Here is a 19,084-nt window from a genome sequence, read left to right on the forward strand (position 1 = left end):
CGCTGTGCCACCGCCATCGCGGGCAAGCCCGGCTCCAACAGGGGACCGCGGTGTTCAGGTGACTGCGCTTCTGGGCATCCCAATGTCGAGTTCAGACCACTGGCGCAACGCCCGAGGCCTTAGGGTTGAGCTTTCCCTTCCCTGCCTCGGAGTCATCATGTCCAAGCCCATCACCGTACTGCGCGACACCCACCCACTGCCGGTCCTGGATGCCTGCAAATGGGAAAAGCTCGAAGGTGACCCGCACACTGTCAACCTCAACGCCTACACCAGCGAAGACGGCAGCAAGATCATGGGCACCTGGATCTGCACACCGGGCAAGTGGTACGTGGAATACGTGAAGTGGGAATACTGCCATTTCCAGGAAGGCTACTGCGTGATCACGCCTGAAGGCATGGAGCCGATCCATCTGCGCGCTGGGGATATCTTTGTAGTGGAGCCAGGGATGAAGGGGACGTGGGAAGTGGTCGAGACTGTGCGTAAGTATTTTGTGTTTGCCTGACCCAGCAAAACCTGTGGCGAGGGAGCTTGCTCCCTCGCCACAGGTATTTATTTGGGCTTGCGATAGCTGTTGATGATCGCCGAGAAGTCCTTGCCCCCTTCCCCACGCTGGCTCATGGATTGATACAACTGCTGGGCCACTGCGCCGAGAATCACCGGCTGATGCGCCTGGCGCGCAGCCTCAGTCGCAAGGCCCAGGTCCTTGAGCATCAGGTCGGCACCAAAACCACCGGTATAGCCACGCGATGATGGCGCGGTCTCGATCACGCCTGGCCAAGGATTGTAGGTATCGGAACTCCAGCAGCGCCCCGTGGAGCTGTTGATGATGCCGGCCAGCACTTGTGTATCAATGCCAAGTGCATCGCCCAGGGCCATGGCTTCACTGACGCCGACCATGCTGATACCCAGCAGCAGGTTGTTGCAGATCTTGGCGATTTGCCCAGTGCCGACATCACCACAGTGCACGATGTTGCGGCCCATTTGCGCCAGCACCGGTTGCAGGGTGGCGAACAGTTCCGGGTTGGCGCCAACCATGAAGGTCAGCGTCCCGGCCTGGGCACCGCCGGTGCCACCGGAGACCGGCGCATCGGCCACTGCCACACCTTGTTTGGCTGCCGCAGCCGCTACTTCACGGATGGTTTGCGGGTCAATGGTGCTGCAATCCACGGCGGGGATGCCTTTGCCGATGCCGGCGAGTACACCGTCTTCATTCAGCCACACGCTGCGCACATGGGCGGCTGCCGGCAGCATGGTAATCACCAGTTCGGCACCTTGGGCCGCATCACGCGGCGAGCTGCTGATGGTGCCGCCCAGTTCGGCAAGTTCCTTGAGTACCGCTTGGTTCAGGTCGAACAGGTTAAGCGCGTGCCCAGCCTTGATCAGGTTGCGGGCCATGGGCGCACCCATGTTGCCCAGGCCGATAAATGCAATCTTCATGATCGTCTCCCAGGTTCAGCGCAGGTTGATGGTGGTGTTGACGCCATCGTTGACGGTGTCATCGTCGAACCAGCGGCTGGTGACGGTTTTGGTCTGAGTGTTGAACTGCACCACTTGCTTGCCATAAGGGCCCAGGTCGCCGAGCTTGGAACCGCGGGAGCCGGTAAAGCTGAAGAACGGCACTGGCACCGGGATGGGGATGTTGATGCCGACCTGGCCCACATCGATTTCGCTCTGGAATTTACGCGCCGCCGCACCGCTCTGGGTGAACAGGCCCGTGCCGTTGCCGAACGGATTGGCGTTGACCAGGGCGATGGCTTGATCGAGTGTCTCGACTTCCAGTACCACCAGCACCGGGCCGAAGATTTCCTCGGTGTAGATGCGCATGTCGGTGGTCACGCCTGAGAACAGGGTGGGGCCGACAAAGTTGCCTTGCTCAAAGCCCGGCACTTTGATGTCGCGGCCGTCCAGCTCCAGCTTGGCGCCTTGTTTCACGCCGCTTTCGATCAGTTCCAGGATACGTGCCTTGGCGCGCTTGGAGATCACCGGGCCGACATCCGTGCCCGCTTCGCTGCCGGCGTTGACCTTGAGCTTTTGTGCCAGGGCCTTGAGGTCTGGCAGCCACTGCTTGGCCGCGCCCACCAGCACCACCACCGAGGTGGCCATGCAACGCTGGCCAGCCGCGCCGAAACCGGCACCGACCAGGGCGTTGAGGGTGTGTTCTCGGTTAGCATCCGGCAGCACCACCGCGTGGTTCTTGGCGCCCATCATCGACTGCACACGCTTGCCGTGTTTGCCGGCTAGGTCGTAGACATGGGTGCCCACAGCCGTCGAACCGACGAAGGACACCGCCTTGATGTCTTTGTGAGTGCACAGCGCATCCACCACGTCCTTGCCGCCATGCACCACGTTGAGCACGCCGGCTGGCACACCGGCTTCCAGCGCCAGCTCCACCAGCAGCATGGTCGACAACGGGTCTTGCTCGGAAGGCTTGAGTACAAAGGTGTTACCGCAGGCAATCGCCATCGGGAACATCCACAGCGGAATCATCGCCGGGAAGTTGAACGGGGTGATGCCGGCGCACACGCCGATAGGCTGGCGCAGGGTGTAGGTGTCCACGCCGCCGGCCACGTTCTCGGCGAACTCACCCATTTGCAGGGTGCCAATGGAACAAGCGTGCTCCACCACTTCCAGGCCACGAAAAATATCGCCCTCGGCATCGGCAATGGTCTTGCCCTGCTCGGAGCTGAGGACTACAGCAATGCGCTTGGAATGTTCGCGGATCAAGGCTTGGAGCTTAAGCATGATGCGCATGCGCGCGCCGATCGGCGTGAGTTTCCAGGTCTGGAACGCTTGATGGGCAGCGTCGATGGCCGCGTTGACTTCATCGGCGGTGGCAAACGGGACTTTGGCCAGCACTTGCTGGGTGGCCGGGTTGACGATGTCTTGCCACTCGGTGGTCTTGGACTCGACCCACTCACCGTTGATCAGCAACTTGACCTGTTGCACGGAAATATCGGCAGATGCGTTCATGGGGTCTCCAGAATCTTGTAGTTATGCAGAGAACCAAGGCGTTGAATCGCCTTGAAGAATGAGGCGTTCGGACTGTTTTTGGAGTATAGATGTGCAAATCTCTAATAAGAACGCACATAAAAGCCGGTCCAATATGCAAAAAAACATCAGCTCCCTGGGCGCCCTGAACTGGGATGACCTGAAGTTTTTCCTCGAAGTAGCCCGCACCCGCAAGGCTAGCGTGGCCGCCAAGCGCCTGGCGGTGGACTACACCACCGTGTCGCGGCGCATCAGCTCTCTGGAAGTGTCCCTCGGCACGCTGCTGTTCGAAAAATCCCGGACCAACGGCTTCGTGCTCACCAGCGAAGGCCAGCGGTTGCTGGGTTATGCCGAATCCATTGAAAGCACCCTGCACATGGCCTGCGAACAGGTGTCCGGGTCCGGCGTGGCACTTTCCGGCCATGTGCGCATGGGTTGCACCGAAGGCTTCGGCAGCTTCTTCGTCACCCCGCAACTGAGCCATTTCGTCGACACTTATCCTGCGATCTCGGTGGATATCCTGCCCCTGCCCCACTTCATCAGCCTGTCCAAGCGCGAAGCCGACATCGTCATCGCCCTGGAACGCCCTGAACACGGGCCGTATGTGTGCTGCAAACTGTGCGACTACAAATTGCAGTTGTACGCCACCCAGGACTACCTCGACCAACACCCGCCAATCCGCAAACCTGCGGATCTGGCCGAACATCCGTTTATCAGCTATGTGGATGACTTGGCCTTCAGCTCAGAGTTGCTGTACCTGGCCAATGTGGTGCCCGGCGCCAGCGCCAGCCTGCGCAGTACCAGCGTGATCGCACAGTACGTGGCGGCCCAGCAAGGCCGGTCGATGGCGATATTGCCGTGCTTTCTGGCCGCGCAGGACCCGCGCTTGCTGCCGGTGCTGGGAGAGCAGATTGCGATTACGCGGCAGTTCTGGATGTATTGCCGAGAGGATTTGAGGAAGTTGAAGCGGATTACGTTGTTGTGGGATTACATTCGGGAAGTGACGGAGCAGAATCAGGGGTTGTTAATGGGGCAGACGCGGGAGATCAGGTTTGCGAAGTGAGGTGCTAAAAGGAGCAACGGAGGCTTCCTACATTTAGACCGCTCCTGCTGCAGCAATTTGCGGATGCCGAAGCCGAACTTCGCGCAGAAACTCACCCGCGCTGTTCTTGAGCCATTCAATCAGCCGAGCAATCTCCGGCTCCGACTGACGCCCGTTTCGACAAATGATGTAGTAGGCCGCAGGGGACATCATCACAGGGCTATTCAACGCAACTAACGCACCGTCTTCCAGTTGGTCATACACCAACGCAGTCCTGCCCAGCGCAATCCCTCCGCCCTTCACCGCCAAGCTGATCGCCAGGCTCGAATCCGGAAATCTCGGCCCGTGGTGATAAGGCGGCGGCGCCAGCCCCTGAAACGCAAACCAGCTTTCCCACCCCGGACATACCTGATCGTCCACCCGATGAATCAGCGGATAGCGGGCGACATCCTCCAGAACAATGCCGCCCTTCAACCGCAGAAAATCGGGCGAACACACGGGGAATACGGCGTCGCGCATCAACAGTTCGACATAATGATCCGGATAGTCACCGTACCCCATCACCACGGCGACATCGTATTGATGGGCCTCCAGGCTGGTGCTGCTCATGTCGGCGCTGGTCAACACCAGATCCAGGTTGAATGAAGCCTGCGTGTGAGAGCCGTGCATCCTGGGGATTAGCCACGTCGAACAGAGGGAAGACGTGCATGATAGGTATAACGGTTGGGACTTACCGGGATTGAGTGAATGCAATACCCCATCCAGCGCCTTGAAAAACTCATCGGTAACTGGCAACAGAGCCTGCCCTGCTGCAGTCAGCTTGACGCCGCGTGAGTGCCGCTCAAACAACGACACGCCCCACCATTCCTCCAAGCCCGCGATTTGATGGCTAATGGCACTGGCGGTGAGGTTAAGCTCAGACGCTGCACGGGCGAAACTACCGGTTTGCGCTGCGCTGACGAACGCCTGAAGCATAGGTGTGGGGGGCGGACGCTGGGCCATCAGGTGCTCACTTTGATCAAAATGATCCCGCAAACAATGACGAACGCCGAAAGCATCCGTCGCCAACCGAACCGTTCGTGAAAGAACAGCGCAGCAATAATGGCGCCGATAATAACACTGGTTTCCCGCAGAGCTGAGACCTTGGCCACCGCGTCCAGCGACAAGGCAAACAACACCAATCCGTAAGACGCCAGGTAAAAAACACCGCCTAATAGCCCAACTCGCCAGTGCCCACGTATCGCACGAGCCAAGGTTGAACGTTCTTTGGAAAACGCCAGCATCGGGATCGGGATACTTTGGAATACTGTCAGGTAAATAATGTACTGCAGCACCGTCTCACTGGCTCTTACACCTTTAGCATCCACCACCGTGTAAGACGCAATAAACGCACCGGCACACACCGCCATCAGGATCGGCTTGAACATCTGCGCCGTCATCCTGCGCACAAAGGTCAAGCTGATAATCCCCACACAAATCAGCAACACTCCCGTCAACGCCTGGGAGGACAACTGTTCATGCAGCAGAAAGTAAGAAAACAGCACGACCAATACGGGCGGCACCCCACGCATCACCGGGTAAACCTGACCGAAGTCACCCGTTTCGTACGCTTTAATCAAAAATAGCCGGTAGACCGTATTGAGCACCACAGAGACGAGTATATAGCCCCATACCTCCAGGCTAGGCACACTTACAAACGGCAACGCCAGCAGGCATATCACTAGCGCGGTGCCGTCGACCATGGCCAAGGTCATGAAGCGACTGCTACCGGCGCGAACTACGGCATTCCAAGTGGCGTGCATAAAGGCAGAAATCAAGACCAACGTGATCGCGATATCGGAGTTGTCCATGGGGCTCGGCTTATGGCGGATATGGGAGGACTTACGTTATGAATACCGATGCATCATCGTTTGCGTAACCACAGCCGTAGCATATAACGATTAAGATCACTCAAAGGCTCAGCATCATTGATTTCGGAACGTGGAGCGTTCATATCAATGAAGTGCGTGCGCGTATGCAGAAACTTGTTATCGGCTGAAATAAGCACTTGCCCTGGCTCCAGCAGTACTCGATGCTGAACCGATGACTGATCGAGAACGGTATCCAGAAAGTCCAGTGCCTGGGTTTGAGCTGCTGTTAAAGGCACTCCTGCCTTAAGGTGAGCTGACTCAATGTAGACTCGAAAGTATCTGATCAGTGGAATACCTTCACTGGAAAAGCTGAGGATGGGGGCTTTAAACAGTTTTTCATCCTCTGACATGCCGCGATTCTCAAAAAAGAAGTCGCATTTGAGCGCTTCCAATACTTCTGGGAACGCCATCAGCTCGGCGTATACCGCGCTTGCATCGATGAGAATGCTCTCACCTCCTAAAAGTGCTTTCTGTCCACAGGCCAGGATCAAGTAATCGATAGGCAACGGGTCGCTCACACCATCGTTATGTACATAGGCGCCTTGACGGGTCTGATGGTATCTCGCACCTTACTCAATGCTTTTGCCACCTCGGTCATAAACCTCAATCACTTTATGACCAAGATGATTCTGTACCATTGGGACACCGAGTAAGGAACCGAATGTCCACACCAGAGATTTGAACGTTGAAAGTTTATCCACCTTAAAGCCATCGAGAATCAAGACATGACTTTCATGATCGATCATATTTCGTATTCTATTCAGCTCCTCTCTCAGCACGCTTGACTGTAAAGGATTAATGTAAGCGACCTTGGTATCGAATCTAACACCTTGACTTACCGTCTCGAACAACTCTCTTATCGTCAATAGCTCAGCAAATGCATCTTTTGAAAGCCTGACTTTAGATACTTCCTGGCGAAAATGACTGACATTTATAGTCATCGCAATCCTTTACGGTAGTTACTTATAGCGTCCATTTAACTAAGCCCACCATTTGCGAAAAAGCGAAACTTCATCAGCCCAGCCATTAAAATTCGTCATGACAGGTCTTTCCTACAGAGAAAACTCCTAATGGTCGTTGGTAGGTTTTCGCGGCGACCAATACGCATGGGCCGCGCATTATATGTATGAGAGGGGCAAGGCCGTGGTGGATGACTTGACGCGGGCGATGACACCGAGCCGTTGAGCGAACATTCTTGCTAGCACATCGCAGAACAACTGTGAGAGGGGCTTGCCCCCTCCCACATTGGATTGCATTTCAGCTTGGGAAAGGTGAACCCGCTTAGTCTGCGATCACTACGATCGACACCCGGCGATTCTCGGTGCGGCCTGCTGTGGTCGTATTCGGCGCTACCGGCTCGCTGCTGCCCAGGCCGCGCAGTTGGATGTTTTCTTCTTTCATGCCCACGCGGGTCAGCACCTTGCCCACGCTTTTGGCGCGGCGCAGGGACAGGGCAACATTGTAGGGCTCTTTGCCCGAGGCGTCGGTGTGGCCGTCGACACGCACACGCTCGATACCCGCGCCTACCAGGGCCTGGCCGATGCGTTCGACGATGTCGGTGCTGGGTTTGTTGAGGGTTTCGACGTCGCTGCCAAACAGCACTTTGCCGGACAGGCCGAAGGCCCAGCCTTCATCGGTCAGCTCGAAGCCTTGCTGCTTGAGCACGGCGACTTGCGCCGGGGTCAGGCCTTTGGGTGGCGTCTGGCAGCCGCTGAGGGCCAGGAAGGCCACGAGCAAAGAAATAAATAAAACGCGTGTGTTAGCGAACAAGGGAATCAACTCCTGTGTTGAACGTTGGCGACGGGGTGCTCCGACTCCGCCGTTTGCTGGCCGCCCGAAGACAATCGTTTGGCCTGGTACATCGCCGCGTCGGCAGCGTTGAGCAAGGTCCCTGGCGTGGCACCATGCTCGGGATAAATCGCAATGCCGATACTGAGGGAGGTCAACACCTGGGTGTCTCCAGGCAGTGGAATCGGCATGTCCATGCTGGCAATGATTTTGTCGGCGATGCGCTGGGCGTCTTCGGCCTTGTGCAGGGGCGCCAGCAATACCGCGAATTCATCACCGCCCAGGCGCGCCACCAGGTCGTCCTCGCGCAGTTGCGCCCGCACGCGGTCGGCAACGGCCACCAGCACGGCATCGCCAGCGGCGTGACCGAAGCTGTCGTTGATGTCTTTGAAACGATCGCTGTCGAGGAACAGCACTGCCACCCGCTCGTTGACCTTGGCCGCGCTGCGCAGGGCACGGATCAGCCGGCCTTCGAAGAACGCGCGGTTGGGCAGGCCGGTGAGGCTGTCGTGGCTGGCCTGGTGGGCCAGGGTTTCGTTTTCGCTTTGCAGGTGGCTTTGCCAGGCCTCCATCTCACCGAGCAGGGCGTTGAAGTCGCTGCCCAGGCTGTCGAGTTCGGCGATCTGCGCCGAGGGTACGCGGCGGTCGAAGTCTCGCTCGCTGCGGGCGGCGTGGGCGACGGCAGCCAGGCGTTGCAATGGCACGGTGATACCATTTAACAGACGCCGTGACAGATGCAACGCCACCCAGGCGCTGAGGGCGGTGCAGATCAGAATCCCGATCAAGCCACTGAGCAAGAAGCGCAACAGGCTGCCACCGTGGCCGACCAGATGGATGCTGCCGACGGTTTGCCCCTGGCGCAGGATCGGCTGGCTGATGGGCTGTTCGAGCAGGGCGTGCGCTATTTGCAGCTCGACCCGTGACAACATGCCGGTTTCCGGGCGAACCCAGCGCGCCAGCAGCTTGCCGTTGATATCGAATACTTCTGCCTGGGCCACTTCTTCGGTAGAGGCAATCAGGCTCAGGGCTTCGGTGGCCGCCGCACTGTCGTTGAACACCACGGCTGCTTCCACGGTGTAGTTGATCGAGCGGGCGATCAGGTGCAGGTTGTGCTCGGCGTAAACCCGCAGGGCAAGTACGCCCAGCAGGGTCAGGGACACACTGGCCAGGGTCACGGCTACCAGCGCCAGGATCATATGCCCGCGGGCAATTACCGAGCGCAGGGTCGGCCGCACTTTATCGCGACTCATGAGCCAGGCGCTCGACGACGGGACAACTGCAACACACTGGGATGGATGCGCACGCCGCTACGGGCGACGGAATCCAGGTTGACCTCGAACGACACCTGCTCATCGCTGACGCGCAGGCAGAACAGGCTGCCCACCGTGCATTGGTCGCCCCCTTCGCTGATGCTGAGTACGGGATGGCCGATCAATGAGGTAAACAGGCGGTTGCGTTCGTCGGGGGTGATTTTGCCGATGTAGACGGCATCACAGGCATTGACGATATCCGGATGATCGACCAGCAGGCGCCGCACCAGCACCGGACGACCGGTGGCCTGGGTGGTGCCTTTGACCAGGTCATCGGTGTACTGAGTCGGCCCGACAATGCACAGCCGCAATTGCGCAGGCTCAACCGGCCAACGGGCGTAGCTGAGGATACCGAGCACCACTTGGGTGACCGCCTGCGCACGGTGCTCGGCCAGGCTGGGCGTCTGCGCAAATAGGCGCGGCGCAAGCAGGCACAGCACCGTCACCAGTAACAGGCGTCTCCAACTCAAACTGCGCGCTTTGGGCGAGACAGCCACGTTCATGCAGCGATACTCTCAAGTGTTTTCCAGGATGATGCCGCAACGATAGCACAGCGGCGGACATCCCCACGAAGCACAGCATTCGAGGGGTTCGCTATTTTTTCAGAAAAATCAGACATCTGAATAAGAAATATCGCCTGACCTACCAGTCATTTTTTTCAGACGGAAGGTCCAACTCCAACATCAATCCGCTCAGACGCTTGACCTTGCGCCGCACCGCTTCCTCAAACACGCCGCCGCGCGGCTCAACCAGGCTGAACCAACGTTTGGCACGGGTGATACCGGTATAGATCAGCTCTTTGGTCAGCACCGGGTTAAGGGCATCCGGCAGGATCAGCGCGGTGTGAGTGAACTCCGAGCCCTGGGATTTGTGCACGGTCATGGCGTACACGGTTTCCACATCATTCAAGCGGCTGGGCAATACAAAGCGCACGCCGCCCTGGCCATCGTTACGTGGAAAGGCCACCCGCAGGACGTGGGGGCCACCGTCGCTTTCGGGCAATTTCAGGGCGATGCCGATGTCGCCGTTCATCAGGCCGAGCCCGTAATCGTTGCGGGTCATCAGCACCGGTCGGCCTTCGTACCACTGCTCGTCACCTTCGATCAGGCGTACCTTGCGCAACGCCGCGGTGATGCGCAGGTTGAGCCCTTCGACGCCCCACGGGCCCTTCCGCACGGCGCAAAGCAGTTGAAACGCGTCGAAGGCGTGCAGCAGTTGTTGCGCCCAAGCAGTCCAGGCTGGACCGTCACGCGGTGTGTCCGCAGAGGGGCGCGCCGATTGCAGCAGGTTCAGGTAGTAGCGATAACCTTGGGCGCCATCGCCCTGCCCGTCCAGTACCAGGCGCTCAAGGGCGTGGTCATGCTCACCCTTGAGGCTGACGCAGAACAGGTCGTCGTGACGGCCTGCAGCTAACAGCGGGCGGGCCTCTTCGGCGTTTTGCTGGTTGACCCAACGCGCCAGTTGACCAATACCGCTGCCCTCGCCGAAGCGGCGCGAATAGCGCAGCATCACCACTTGCTGGGCCAGGGGATGGCTGCCATCGAGGTCTTCTTGCAAGCCGCTGCTGCTGAGGTCTTCACCGCTAACGGCTTGCAGCCAGTGGCGAGTCTGCGGGCTGTACCAGCCGGCTTCGGCATCGCGGCACAAGTCGCCGAGTACGGCCCCCGCTTCTACCGAGGCCAGTTGGTCTTTGTCGCCCAGCAATACCAGGCGTGCATGGGGCGGCAGGGCGTCGAGCAGGTTGGCCATCATTTCCAGGTCGATCATCGAGGCTTCGTCCACCACCAGCACATCCAAAGGCAGCGGGTTGCCCGGGTGGTGACGGAAGTGACGGGTGCCCGGACGGCTGCCCAACAAGCGGTGGACCGTGGTGACCTGGGTGGGGATTTTTTCCCGCACGTTGTCGGGCACTGTCAGTGACAGCACTTGCTGGCTGATGGATTCGGTCAGGCGCGCAGCGGCTTTACCGGTGGGCGCAGCCAGGCGAATACGCAACGGGCTGCCGGACTCCACGGCGGGCGCCTGCAATAGCGCGAGCAGGCGCACGACGGTGGTGGTTTTACCGGTACCGGGGCCGCCGGTGACGATGCTGAAGGCGCCGCGGGTCGCCAGGGCGCAGGCGAGCTTTTGCCAGTCAATCACCCCATCGGGCGCCGGTTGGTCGAACAGGCGATTGAGCCGTTGCGGCAGATCGGCGGCGGCGTCTTCCACGCTGGCAAGGCGCAGGCGCAGGGCGCGGTCGATACGCCGCTCGTAGGCCCAGTAGCGGCGCAGGTACAGGCGCTTGCCGGACAACACCAACGGGCGGCTACGAGCCTCCTCGCTGCCATCGACGGCCAGCGCAACCAACGGGCTTGAAGCCAGGGCATGGCACCAATGCGCGCCATCCAGGCCGTGCAGCAACTGTGAGGGTAGCAGCATGGCGCCGGTGTGCAGGTCGCCTTCGGGCGGCAATGACAGGGCGAAATCCGGCGCCTTGAGGGTTTCGAACACATCCAGGCAGACGTGGCCATGGCCCAGTTGATGGCTGGTCAAGGCCGCCGCCAGCAGCACCAGGGGATCGGCCTTTGGGTCCAGCTCGTACAGGAAACCGACAAAGGCTTTGTCCAAGGCGCGCAGCCAACCCCGCTCGACCCAACGTGCAAGCAACTGCAGCAGGTCGGCGGCACGATCGAGGGGCAAAAGCGCCTCCAGCGGTAACGGCGACAGGCTCATAAGAGCACTCCTTGTTCCCAGGCGGGCTCAACCTTGGGTGGGATGGGCTTGCCCTGGAACAACAGGTCCAGGCTCTCGATCAACTCACGAGGCGGTCGGGTAAAATACGCGCCCTGGCTCACCGACTGGCTACCGCGCAGGAACAGGTACAGGGCACCGCCGACGTGCTGGTCATAATCGTAATGCGGCAGGCGCGCCTTGAGTTGGCGGTGCAGGGCCAGCAGGTAAAGTACGTATTGCAGGTCGTACCGATGCTCGAGGATCGAGTGTTCCATGGCGTCATGGGTGTAGGCAGAGTCGTCAGGGCCGAGCCAATTGGATTTGTAGTCGGCCACGTAGTAACGGCCATCGTGCTCAAACGTCAGATCGATAAAGCCTTTGAACATGCCGTTGAGCAGCACCGGTTCGGCGGCCACACGGGACACGCCGCCATGGGTGTGCTGGCACACCAGTTTGTCGAGGGCGAGTACGTCGACGGTGTGACTGGCAAACCAGAATTCCATCTCGATCTGGTACTGCTGCAGGCCACTGAGGGTGAAGCGCTCGTTGTACAGGGGCAGTGGCGTGTGCAGCAGGTGCTCCAGCCAGCCGCTGAGGGTGACGATCCAGCCTTCCCAGTTGCGGCGGTTACAGCGCGCGCCCACGGCTTTTTCGATCGCCTCCGGGGTCACGTTGAAACCTTCTTCACCGGCCCATTCCAACAAGCCGTGAAGGAAGGTGCCTGGGTTGGGACCGCGTGGGAAACGGTGAATATCCCCGCTGGCCGCGACCGTTTCCCGAGGGGCATCGGGGTCGAGGCGTTCGTCATCGAACAGCTTCTGGGCCTGTGGGCTTTCGGGGGCTTCGAGGTTGGCGGCGCTCATGCTGTCGCCAATGCGCAAGGCGCTATAGGAGGCAATCCACCAGTTTTCTGCGGCCTTGCGTGCAGGCAGCAACGGCGCGAGCAGGGTCGCTTGGTTGCGCGGCGGGTGGAACAAGATGTCTTGGGCGTCCGGCACAAGGTCATAACCGATGGCCGCGCAGCCTTGCTGCAAGTCCAGCAACCAGCGCGCCAGACCCGCTGATTCGCTCAACGACGCGCCGGCACCGAGCAAATAGCCCAATGCAGAAAGGTGCAAGACCGAGCTGCTGTTATTGCCGCGCTTGAGGTCGGCGATGCCCAGCCAGCAGGCATGTTTGGCGCGGGTCAAGGCCACGTACAACAAACGCAGGTCTTCGGCCAGGCGCTCATCGTCGGCTTGGGCGATCAACTCGGCCGTGGGTCGCAGGCTGACGTGGGACTTGCCGTGTTCATCGTGGTAATGCAACGGCAAGCGACTGCCATCCACGGGCTTGGCCGAACAGATGAACGGCAGGAACACCAAGTCGTATTCCAGGCCCTTGGATTTGTGGATGGTCACCACTTTGACCAGTTGCTCGTCGCTTTCCAGGCGCAGGATCTGTTCTTCACCGGCCTGCCCCGACAGCGCCAGATGCTCGGCCAAATGACGGATCAACGCCTGCTCGCCATCCAGTTCCGAGGCGGCCTGTTGCAACAATTCACTGAGGTGCAACAGGTTGGTCAGCACCCGCTCGCCATCACTGCGGGCGATGAGGGTTTGCGGCAGCTTGAAATCGTGAAGCAGGCGCCGCAGCATTGGCAACACGCCTTGGGTACGCCAGATGGCACGGTAGCCACGGAACTGCATCACCCGCGATTCCCACGCCAGTTCGTCCTGATTCAGACGCTCCAGCTCCGACAGGGGCAGGTTCAGGGTGACGCAGGCCAGGGCTGCACGCAGCGGGCGTTCGACATCCGGTTCCGCGCAAGCCTTCAACCAGGCCAACAGGTCATGGGCTTCCTGGGCGGCAAACACCGAGTCTTTATCCGACAGGTACACACTGCGCACGCCGCGGCGGGCCAGTTCCGCCCGTACGGCTTGGGCTTCCTTGCCGTCGCGCACGAGGATGGCGATGTCTGACGGCAACACGCCCTTCAAGCGCCCCGCTTTCACAAAGCCTGCGGTGCCTTGCTGCCCGCCATTGAGCAGCGCAACGATTTGCGTGGCGCAGGCGGCGGCCAGGTGTTGACGATAAACCGCGTTGGAAATCGGCTGGTCGGTGGGCAGGTGCCAAAGGTTCATGGCCGGTAGCGTGTGACCGTCGACCTGCAACTGCTCGCTGCGGCCTTGGGACAGTACCGAATGGAACGGCACCGGGTTATCGCCATTAGGCTGGCGAAACAGGAACGCACCACGGCCGGTTTCCGCACGCTGGAACACATGGTTCACCGCCTCGACCATCGCATGGCTGGAGCGGAAGTTGGTGCCCAGGGTGTGATGGCGGCCGGTGGTGGCCTGCCGGGCGCGCAGGTAGGTGTAGATGTCGGCGCCGCGAAAGGCGTAGATCGCCTGCTTGGGGTCGCCGATCAGGAACAGGCCGCTGTCGAGGTGGTTTTCTTCGATGCGGTAGATGCTGTCGAAGATGCTGTATTGCACCGGGTCGGTGTCCTGGAATTCATCAATCAGAGCCACCGGAAATTGCTCGCGGATCACACTGGCCAGGCGCTCGCCACCGTCTGCCTGGAGGGCGGCGTTGAGGCGGATCAGCATGTCGTCAAACCCCATCTCGGCGCGGCGACGTTTCTCTTCCTCGAAACGTTTGCCGACCCAGCCGGCAGCGTGTTGCAGCACCGCCGCGTCGGGCGTTGGCAAGGCGTCGAGGCTGGCTTTGAGGCTGGCCATAGCCTCGATGCCAGGGTGCTGCGGCGGCTCGCCTTTCCACGCTTCGGCCATTCCGTCGGGCGTCAGGCGGGTGAAGCCGGTGCCGATGTCCAGTTGTTCCAGGGTTTCGTCAGCGGCCCAGGCGCTGATCTTTTCGAACCAGGGCTCGAAGTAACGTGCTTGCATCTTGCGCCCATCGACCGCTTTGGCAGCGACGGCTTGCAGGCAGATATCCCGCAGCTCGGCAGCCCATTGTTGCCAGGGTGCCTTGAGGGCAACCAGCGCGGCGCGGCGTTCTTGCAGGCAGGCGCTGATCAGTTCGGCTGGCTCGCGGGTTTCGTCGGTGGGCCGCTCGCTGCCGAACAACGCACGCACCCGTGGCATCAGCGCCGCGGGGCCACCCCAATTATTGCGCACCCAGTTGAGCGCATCGTCGTGCATTGGGTAGCAGAACAAGCGCCAGTAGTCGCGCAGCACTTCGCCCAGCAGGTCGCTATGGTCGGTTTCCAGGGTTTGTGTGAACAGGCTGCCGCTGTCGAACGCATGTTCGCGCAGCATGCGCTGGCACCAACTGTGGATCGTGGAGACTGCGGCTTCATCCATCCATTGCGCGGCGATGTCCAGGCGATTGGCACAGGCGGGCCATTGCTGCGGATCATATTGCTCGCGCAGGTCGGCAATCAGCGCATCAGGCTGTTCGATTTCGTCACGGAAGAAGCGCGCGGCTTCGGCCAGGCGGATGCGGATACGTTCACGCAGTTCCTTGGTAGCGGCGTCGGTGAACGTCACCACGAGGATTTGCGGTGGCAGCAGTTCGCGGTCGAAACCGGATTCATCACCGCCGTGGCCGAGCACCAGACGCAGGTACAGGGCGGAGATGGTGAAGGTCTTGCCGGTGCCAGCACTGGCTTCAATCAACTGGCTGCCTTTGAGCGGGAACGCCAGGGCCAAGGGTTTGCCGATCATGCGCTGGCCTCCGTGCTGGAAAGCGATCGCCAGGGGGCGTTGATCAGCGGGCGATACAGGGTTTCGCACCAGCCTTCGAACTCTTCACTGGCGACCAGGGCCGCGTAGTCGGGAAATTGCCGCGTAAGGGCAGGCGTTTCGCGGCGTTCGCCGTCAGTGGTGATGCCATCGCCTTCATAGGCTTTGCTCGCAGCCGCTTGGGCCTTGGCGGGATCAGCCTGGCCGAGCCAGGCGAACGCGGTTTTCACTGCGACCGGAAGCGGCGCGCTCATTCCCGTGTGCCAGGCCAACAGCAGGTTACCGAGAATGTCCTCGGCGCCGGCCTTGTCCAGTGGGGCCAACAACAAGGTGTCGTCACTGGCTACCAGGCCGGTGCTCAAGGGCAGGCCACAGGCGCAGGCCACCACGTGATTGACCCAGGGGCGGATGAGGCGGTGCCACTTACGTGTCTTGATCGAACCAATACTGTTGGGGATGGTGGTGACGCTTAAAAGTCCGCCATCACTGCGTCGGTGCAGACCGCTGATCCAACCTTCCAGCTGGATGCCTTGGTACGCAAAGCTGACCGGTTCAGCGCCAGTATGCGGGGTGGGCCACAACGCCAGAAGCTGTTGATAGCGTTGCACCAGGTCCGGCAGCGGCTCGATCAGTTCGTTACGCAGGCATTCACCGAAACCCACCATCGGCAGCAGGCCGCTGCCTTGCAGCCGCAGGGCCTGGGCGGTGAGAGCCTGATCGAGTTGGTCGGGTTGGGTGAGTGCCGCGTTCAGCAGGCTGTCGCTCAAGCTGTAGCGTTGCAATGCGTCCAGCACGAAGGGTTCTTCATCAGCCAGGGGCACTTCAGCGGCTTCGAAGAATACTTTCAGGCGCTGGCTGAAGAAGTGTTTGACCGGATTGCGCAGGAAGTCCTGTAACTGGCCAAGGCTCAGGGGTTCTTCCTGTTGGTGAGGCGTCAAGCCTTGCTCTTGGGTGATGACCGCCGGTGCCTGATGCAGCAATTGCCATTCGCGCGCATAGCTGAACAACGAATCGCCTTCGTGGAAATAGCGGGCGCTGAAGGGTTGCAGCGGGTGCTCCTGGGTCATTGCGTCGATCAGCGGCAGATCGTTGCTGGCGTGCTGCCAGCCGCTGGCGAGGTGGTCGCGTAGTTGGCCGATCAGCACCGAGGCCGGGCGATCGCTGTTGTCACGGATGCTGCGGCCTACCCAGCTGATGTACAGCTGGTCACGGGCTGACAGCAGCGCTTCGAGCAGTAAGTAGCGGTCGTCTTCGCGGCGAGAACGGTCGCCGGGGCGGTAATCGCTGCCCATCAGGTCAAAATCCAGGGGTGGCTGGGCCCGCGGGTAATCGCCGTCGTTCATGCCGAGCAGGCAGACCAGCTTGAACGGGATCGCACGCATGGGCATCAGCGTACAGAAATTGACCGCCCCCGCCAGGAAGCGCTGGGACAGGCGCCCCTGATCCAATCCGGCCAACCATGCCTCACGCACAACCGTAAGGGGTAACTCGTCTTGCAGACCAACGGACTCGCAGGTTTCCAGCCAGGTTTCTCTTAATTGTTCGAGCTGGCCCAGCAGGTAGTCATCGTGCTCGCTGCTGGGCAGGAAAAACAGCTGCATCAACCGTTGTAGACGCTCGCCCCAGGTTTGTGGCGACGCGGGTTCCGATAACGCTTGATGGGCATCGTTCAAGGCGTCAAGCAAGGCGACCAGTGGGCCGATCAAGGCCGCATCGAGGCCACCGATTTCGTCATAAGGTTCAATACCGTCGCAGGCCGTGCCGGTACCGACGGCATAGCCCAGCAGCATACGGCGCAGGCCGAATCGCCAACTGTTTTGCTCCAGTTCCGCGGGCAGGCCCAAACCGGCGCGTTGCTCGGCATTCAAGCCCCAGCGGATGCCGGCGCCTTCGATCCAACGATGCAAGGTGGGCAGATCACGCTCTTTGATGGCGAAGCGTTCGCGCAGGGCCGGGACGTCGAGCAGGTCGAGGATTTCGCTGACAGGGAAGCGGCTGTCGGGAAGTTTGAGCAAGTGCTCGACGGCGATCAACAGCGGGTCGCGACCACGTTGGCCTTGGTCTGTAAGGGTGAAGGGGATGAAGCGTGGGTCATGCCGTTCGAGCTGGCCGAAGACCGCGCGAATATGCGGTGCATAGCTGTCGACGTCGGGGACCATGACGATGATGTCCCGAGGGCGCAGGGAGGGGTCAGCGCTGAAGCGATGAAGTAATTGGTCGTGGAGGATTTCCACTTCGCGTTGGGCGCTGTGGGCGATATGGAAACGGATCGACGTATCGCGTTGCAAGTCGACAGCGGGCCAGAGCTCACGGGTTTCATTCAACGGGCGCAGTTCGAGGATATCGTCCTGGAGTTGGTTGAGGAGCGTGGTGGGTTCGCTGTCGCTGAACAGGTCAATACGGCCGTCGCGAAATGCGGCGCGGTAGCTGTTGGGGTCATCGTAGCTGTCCAGCAGACTGATGTAATCACGGCCCTGCTTGCCCCAGGCAGCGAGCAGCGGATGGGCGTGCTGGTGCAAAGTTTGTGGGTCGATAGTGACGGGCATGCTCGTTTTGCGCGCCTGGCGTTTGTATTCGTTACGCAGCAAGTCCTTGTCGGCGACGATGTCCGACCAATGATGGCGGCAGGGGTTATGCACGCAGAGCAGGACCTGGCTGAAACGGGCCAGACCCGCCAAGGCTTCCAGCGCCTGGGCCGGCAGCGATGAGATGCCGAAGACGATCACCCGGGGAGGCAAGCCGGGCGGTGCTTGTTCAAGGCTGTTGATGCGCTCGATGAAGCGCTGATGTACGCCGGCCCGGCTTTCGGCCATGCCTGCTTCACCTACATCCAGCAGGAGCGCGCGCCACAGCTCGGCTTGCCAGCAGTTGGCTGGGTTGAGCGGTTTGGACTCGCCTCGACCATTGCGCAGTTGGTGCCGGCCTGCGGCCCAATCTTCCAGCCAGTCGGCACGGTAGACCTGGTATTGGTCGAAGAGGTCAGCCAGGCGCTCGGCGAGTTGGTAGCGTTTGCGCAGGTCGGTGTCTTGCGTCAGGAAGCGTTGCAGAGGCTCGAAGTGCGGTTGGTCGATCAGCTCGGGTAACAGCCGCATGAGGCGCCAGGTCAGCGGGGCTTTATCAAGCAGGGACTTGGGCGGGATTTCGTCACGGCCCAAAACCATACGATAAAGCTGCCACATAAAGCTGCCAGGCAGTTGCACGTCGATGGCTGCGGCAATGCCACAGCCGCCCATATCATCGGCTTGCGGGTCTTCGGCCAAGGCCAGCTTGAGCCATTGGGCGATGCCGTTGCTTTGTACCAGGGCGATTTCGTTTTCCAAAGGCGCCAGTGGGTAACGGCGCATCCAACTGACCACCAGGCTTCGCAGCTCGTCCAGGCGGTTGCCATGAACCACCATGAATCCAGGACTGAGGGACGTCGCGTCCGGCATAACGGCTTCCTTGGGAAAAGCAAAATCGAGGGATGGACTTTAGCACTGTGGTGCACGGGGCGAACACAAGGCGAACAAGTGTACGGCGACAAGGCGGACACTTTTCGAGCGCCCAAAACAAAACCCCAACTGCTTTCGCAATTGGGGTTTCGGAATTTAATCTTGACGATGACCTACTCTCACATGGGGAAACCCCACACTACCATCGGCGATG

The 19,084-nt window shown here is 60.3% G+C and carries 13 protein-coding genes and 2 pseudogenes; 3 read left to right on the forward strand and 12 right to left on the reverse strand.

The genetic code is table 11. From position 1 onward, the window contains the following. The first annotated feature begins 157 nt into the window (after positions 1-157). The gene (locus tag ACP7CZ_RS16620; protein WP_003230905.1) at positions 158-502 is read left to right on the forward strand and encodes a cupin domain-containing protein; all 345 of its coding nucleotides are present in this window, start codon (positions 158-160) and stop codon (positions 500-502) included. A gap of 47 nt (positions 503-549) precedes the next feature. Here ACP7CZ_RS16620 and mmsB read toward each other — a convergent pair whose 3' ends face one another. Next, positions 550-1,437, reverse strand: coding sequence for a 3-hydroxyisobutyrate dehydrogenase (mmsB, locus tag ACP7CZ_RS16625; RefSeq protein WP_054896996.1), 888 nt, complete (start codon positions 1,435-1,437; stop codon positions 550-552). Between the two features lie 15 nt (positions 1,438-1,452). Then, a complete protein-coding gene (locus ACP7CZ_RS16630; RefSeq protein WP_294166041.1) occupies positions 1,453-2,970 on the reverse strand; it encodes a CoA-acylating methylmalonate-semialdehyde dehydrogenase in 1,518 nt (505 codons plus the stop codon). A gap of 133 nt (positions 2,971-3,103) precedes the next feature. Between ACP7CZ_RS16630 and ACP7CZ_RS16635 the strand changes: the two genes are divergently transcribed. Then, positions 3,104-4,051 (forward strand): LysR family transcriptional regulator, encoded by a 948-nt coding sequence (locus ACP7CZ_RS16635; RefSeq protein WP_294166039.1) that lies wholly within the window; start codon positions 3,104-3,106, stop codon positions 4,049-4,051. 33 nt (positions 4,052-4,084) lie between these two features. Here ACP7CZ_RS16635 and ACP7CZ_RS16640 read toward each other — a convergent pair whose 3' ends face one another. From ACP7CZ_RS16640 to ACP7CZ_RS16655, 4 genes and pseudogenes are all read right to left on the reverse strand, one after another. Beyond that, entirely contained in the window at positions 4,085-5,032 is a 948-nt protein-coding gene (locus ACP7CZ_RS16640) for a LysR substrate-binding domain-containing protein (protein WP_060764178.1), read from the reverse strand. Beyond that, a complete protein-coding gene (locus tag ACP7CZ_RS16645; RefSeq protein ID WP_054897000.1) occupies positions 5,032-5,880 on the reverse strand; it encodes an EamA family transporter in 849 nt (282 codons plus the stop codon). Before ACP7CZ_RS16645 ends, ACP7CZ_RS16640 begins: the two co-directional genes overlap by 1 nt. Positions 5,881-5,933: 53 nt before the next feature. After that, positions 5,934-6,488, reverse strand: a pseudogene (locus ACP7CZ_RS16650) (TauD/TfdA family dioxygenase); the annotation flags it as partial. Positions 6,489-6,509: 21 nt separating this feature from the next. Then, positions 6,510-6,881 carry a hypothetical protein gene (locus ACP7CZ_RS16655; RefSeq protein ID WP_229999938.1) on the reverse strand — a complete coding sequence of 124 codons (372 nt, stop codon included), beginning with the start codon at positions 6,879-6,881 and terminating at the stop codon, positions 6,510-6,512. Between the two features lie 148 nt (positions 6,882-7,029). Here ACP7CZ_RS16655 and ACP7CZ_RS16660 point away from each other — a divergent pair. Next, positions 7,030-7,125: pseudogene (locus ACP7CZ_RS16660) on the forward strand (DUF3077 domain-containing protein); the annotation flags it as partial. 96 nt (positions 7,126-7,221) lie between these two features. Here the strand turns inward: ACP7CZ_RS16660 and ACP7CZ_RS16665 are convergent. The 6 genes from ACP7CZ_RS16665 to recC form a co-directional block, all read right to left on the reverse strand. Then, positions 7,222-7,710: an OmpA family protein gene (locus ACP7CZ_RS16665; protein WP_034128792.1), complete on the reverse strand. Its 489-nt coding sequence runs from the start codon at positions 7,708-7,710 to the stop codon at positions 7,222-7,224. A 5-nt stretch (positions 7,711-7,715) separates the two neighbouring features. After that, positions 7,716-8,978 carry a diguanylate cyclase domain-containing protein gene (locus tag ACP7CZ_RS16670; protein WP_034128793.1) on the reverse strand — a complete coding sequence of 421 codons (1,263 nt, stop codon included), beginning with the start codon at positions 8,976-8,978 and terminating at the stop codon, positions 7,716-7,718. Next, the gene (locus ACP7CZ_RS16675) at positions 8,975-9,541 is read right to left on the reverse strand and encodes a YfiR family protein (protein WP_034128794.1); all 567 of its coding nucleotides are present in this window, start codon (positions 9,539-9,541) and stop codon (positions 8,975-8,977) included. Before ACP7CZ_RS16675 ends, ACP7CZ_RS16670 begins: the two co-directional genes overlap by 4 nt. 139 nt (positions 9,542-9,680) lie before the next feature. Continuing rightward, a complete protein-coding gene (gene recD / locus ACP7CZ_RS16680; protein WP_294166037.1) occupies positions 9,681-11,753 on the reverse strand; it encodes an exodeoxyribonuclease V subunit alpha in 2,073 nt (690 codons plus the stop codon). Beyond that, positions 11,750-15,421: an exodeoxyribonuclease V subunit beta gene (gene recB / locus ACP7CZ_RS16685; protein ID WP_294166034.1), complete on the reverse strand. Its 3,672-nt coding sequence runs from the start codon at positions 15,419-15,421 to the stop codon at positions 11,750-11,752. The genes recD and recB overlap by 4 nt, the downstream gene beginning before the upstream one ends. After that, positions 15,418-18,870 carry an exodeoxyribonuclease V subunit gamma gene (gene recC / locus ACP7CZ_RS16690; RefSeq protein ID WP_072447282.1) on the reverse strand — a complete coding sequence of 1,151 codons (3,453 nt, stop codon included), beginning with the start codon at positions 18,868-18,870 and terminating at the stop codon, positions 15,418-15,420. The genes recB and recC overlap by 4 nt, the downstream gene beginning before the upstream one ends. Positions 18,871-19,084 lie beyond the last annotated feature (214 nt).

This window comes from Pseudomonas sp. DWP2-2, from assembly GCF_049897065.1.
Taxonomy (GTDB): domain Bacteria; phylum Pseudomonadota; class Gammaproteobacteria; order Pseudomonadales; family Pseudomonadaceae; genus Aquipseudomonas; species Aquipseudomonas paracarnis.